Raw genomic sequence first — 3,573 nt, forward strand, 5'->3', positions numbered from 1 at the left:
AGCGCCGACGCCATTGTCGAGGAAGTTCGGCGCCACTTTCTGCCCTTGCCACCGGATCAGGCCGGCGCACAAGAGCGGCTCGATTGGGAGGACCTGGTGATGCAGGCCATGGTCGAGGTGGGCGACTCGCTGGCCGAGGCCGGGCACGCGGTCCTGGCGAGCGAGTCGCCTGCCGTGGTGCGCCTGGTCAACCAGCTGATCGGCGACGCGTTTGCACAGCGCGTGAGCGAAATCCAGATCGAGAGCAAATCCGACGCGGCGTTGACAGCGGTGCGCTTCCGCCACCAAGGCGAACTGCAGCCCCAGCTGTGGTTGCCGGCCAAGCTGCGCGAACCCTTGGTCTCGCGCATCAAGCGCATGGCGGGTCTTGATGTGGCCGAGCGCAGGCGCTTGCAAGAAGGGCGGATCGATTTTGCCGAGTTCGGCGGACAGGCCTTGACGCTGCGGGTGGTCGCGCCGCCCGCGCGTGCGGGTGTGGAAGAGTTGGCGCTGCGGCTGCTCACGCTGTCGCGTCCGGCAGCCTTGGTTCGGCTGGGCCTGCGGGCGCGTGACCGGGTGGCGTTGGCGGGGCTTTCACAGCGCCGCCATGGCCTGGTGCTGGTGGTCGGACCCAGGGGCTCGGGCCGCACCACCACGCTGCATGCTGTGCTGGCCGAGGTGGACAGTGTCGAGCGCAAGGTCTGGTCGGCCGAGGACCCGGTGGAGTTTCAGCAGCTGGGTGTGCGCCAGGTGCAGCTGAACCCCCGTATCGGGCTGGACGCTGTGCGCGCGGTGAACGGGTTCGTGCAGGCAGGGGCCGACGTGATTGCGCTCGGTGAGCTGCGCGACGCCGACACCGCCCATGCCATTGTCGCTGCTGCGGTGAACGGCCCGCTGGCGCTCTCGACGCTACCAACCGACACCGCTTGTGAGACCGTGGTGCATCTGCTGGAGCAGGGCGTGGACGCTGCGCGTCTGGCCGGTGCCATGCAGGGCATCGTGGCGCAGCGCCTGGTGCGCGCCTTGTGCCGGCATTGCGCGAGCCCGCGCGTGCTCGCACCCGACGAGTGGGATGCGTTGCTGCAGGAATACATGGAAGGCAGCAACCTCAGCCGGCCACAAGCCCAGGTGCGTCTGCTGGCGGCGGCTGCACTGCCCACGCCGGATCAGGTGAAGGTGCGCCACGCTGTGGGTTGCGAGCACTGTGGCGGCAAGGGCTACCGAGGACGCACAGGGGTGTTCGAGATTTTGCAGAACAGCCCCGCGATCCGCCAATTGATCCAGCACCGCGCCCAGCCCGAGGCGCTGCGGGACGCGGCGGTGGCCGAAGGCATGCGCAGCTTGCGCCAAGATGCGCTGGAAAAGGTGGTGCAAGGGCGCATCGACCTCAAGCAGGCACGCAGCGTTTACCGCTGAACAGCGGCGCGCCACCCCCAGCGCGCGCCGGGCCTTGGAGACCGGCTCACGCGGGCGCGATCCACAGACCGCGCCCGCGCACCGCTCAGCGCGGGGCCAGCCGGATCGCGCCGTCCAGCCGAATCACCTCGCCGTTGAGCATGTCGTTTTCAATGATGTGCTTGGCCAGCTTGGCGTAATCGTCCGGCGTGCCCAGGCGGCTGGGGAAGGGCACGCTGGCGGCCAGGGCGTCTTGCACTTCTTGCGGCATGCCAAACAGCATGGGGGTGCCGAAGATGCCGGGGGCAATCGTCATGTTGCGGATGCCGTTGCGCGACAGGTCGCGCGCGATCGGCAAGGTCATGCCGACCACGCCACCCTTGCTGGCGGCGTAGGCCGCCTGGCCAATCTGGCCGTCGTAAGCCGCTACGCTGGCGGTGGAAATCATCACGCCGCGCTCACCCGTGCTTTCGGGTTCGTTCTTGCACATGGCTTCGGACGCCAGGCGGATCATGTTGAAGCTGCCCACCAGGTTGACCATGATGGTCTTGGTGTACACGCCCAGGTTGTGGGCGCCGTTCTTGCCCACGGTTTTTTCTGCCGGTGCGATACCGGCGCAGTTGATCAGGCCCATGAGTTTGCCCATCGAGGTGGCCTTGGCGACCACCGCCTGGCCGTCGGCTTCCTGGCTCACGTCGCACTTCACAAAGGCGCCGCCAATCTCTTTCGCCACGGCCTCGCCTTTGTCGGTCTGCATGTCGGCGATCACGACCTTGGCACCGTTGGCCGCGAGCATGCGCGCCGTGCCTTCGCCCAGACCCGATGCGCCGCCCGTGACGATGAATACCTTGCCTTGAATGTCCATGTGGTGCTCCTGATGGTGTTGCGGTTGATTGACGTTAACGTAAACGTCAATTATGACCGAGCGGCACGGACACAGGCGTTTTGCTGTGGCTTCACGGAATTGTCACAAAGTCGGCATACGCTGGCGGCGGCAGTTTTGCCGGGACGGGAGCCCCCATGTTCGAGAACCAGGAGGCGCTGATGCGCCGCATTCACACCGACCTGATGGACGGCTACGACGAAGAGCTGGAAATGGAAGTCGAGGATCGCCCATTCCAAGACGTCGAGGGCGACGAGGGCGTGTCGACGGCGCAAAAGGAACTGCGCCGCGTGTATTTCCGCGAGCTGTTTCGCTTGCAGGCCGAGCTGGTGAAGCTGCAGGACTGGGTGGTGGCGACCGGGCACAAGGTGGTCATCATCTTTGAAGGGCGCGACGCCGCTGGCAAGGGCGGTGTCATCAAACGCATCACCCAGCGCCTGAACCCGCGCGTGTGCCGCGTGGCTGCATTGCCGGCACCCAACGACCGCGAGCGCACGCAATGGTATTTCCAGCGCTACGTGGCGCACCTGCCGGCGGCCGGGGAAATGGTCTTGTTCGACCGCAGCTGGTACAACCGCGCTGGCGTCGAGAAGGTGATGGGTTTTTGCAGCGACGACCAGTACGAAGCGTTTTTTCGCGACGCGCCGGAATTCGAAAAAATGCTGACCCGCTCGGGCATCCAGCTCATCAAGTACTGGTTCTCGATCTCGGATGAAGAGCAACACCTGCGTTTCCTGGGCCGCATCCACGATCCGCTCAAGCAGTGGAAACTCAGTCCCATGGACCTGGAGTCGCGGCGGCGCTGGGAGCTTTACACCAAGGCCAAGGAGGTGATGCTGGAGCGCACCCACACCCCCGAATCGCCCTGGTGGGTGGTGCAGGCCGACGACAAGAAAAAGGCCCGGCTGAACTGTATCCACCATCTGCTGCAGCAAATGCCCTATGGCGAGGTGGAGCGCCCAACGATCACATTGCCCGAACGCGTGCGCCACGAAGGCTACCGCCGCCACCAGGTGCCTGGCGAGATCCACGTGCCGCAGGTGTATTGAATCACCCCCGCCGCGCTGCGCGCGACCCCCTCAAGGGGGTGATGCCTGTGGCCTGGCAGAGCCAGATCCACGGCATCTCTGATGGAAGTCGCGTTGCGCCGGAGAGGTGTCTGGTCCAGGGCACTGCGGAACCGCCCTTCGTCAGGCTCGGGGCGGGCCGCTGGTGTTGCCCCCTGAGGGGGAGGTGCCGCAGGCCCTAATGGCTGATCATCCAGGGCCGTTTGCTCGGGAAGGCCTTCGCGCCGTTCGGCGCCGTCACCGTGGCCT

3 protein-coding genes and 1 pseudogene are annotated in these 3,573 nt (G+C 65.9%); 2 read left to right on the top strand and 2 right to left on the bottom strand.

Annotated features, from left to right (window positions below):
• Window positions 1-1,395 (top strand): GspE/PulE family protein (locus ABYB95_RS19390; RefSeq protein WP_372660630.1); only part of this gene is annotated, 1,395 nt, incomplete at its 5' end.
• A gap of 85 nt (window positions 1,396-1,480) precedes the next feature.
• On the opposite strand, the gene ABYB95_RS19395 is transcribed toward ABYB95_RS19390, so the two are convergent.
• On the bottom strand, window positions 1,481-2,239 hold the full coding sequence (locus tag ABYB95_RS19395) for a 3-hydroxyacyl-CoA dehydrogenase (protein ID WP_372660633.1): 759 nt from the start codon (window positions 2,237-2,239) through the stop codon (window positions 1,481-1,483).
• Window positions 2,240-2,394: 155 nt separating this feature from the next.
• Between ABYB95_RS19395 and ppk2 the strand changes: the two genes are divergently transcribed.
• A complete protein-coding gene (ppk2, locus tag ABYB95_RS19400; protein ID WP_372660636.1) occupies window positions 2,395-3,306 on the top strand; it encodes a polyphosphate kinase 2 in 912 nt (303 codons plus the stop codon).
• Between the two features lie 196 nt (window positions 3,307-3,502).
• Here ppk2 and ABYB95_RS19405 read toward each other — a convergent pair.
• Window positions 3,503-3,573: pseudogene (locus ABYB95_RS19405) on the bottom strand (zinc ribbon domain-containing protein); the annotation flags it as partial.

The sequence above is a fragment of the Hydrogenophaga sp. genome, from assembly GCF_041633695.1.
In the GTDB taxonomy this organism is placed as follows: Bacteria; Pseudomonadota; Gammaproteobacteria; order Burkholderiales; family Burkholderiaceae_C; genus Hydrogenophaga.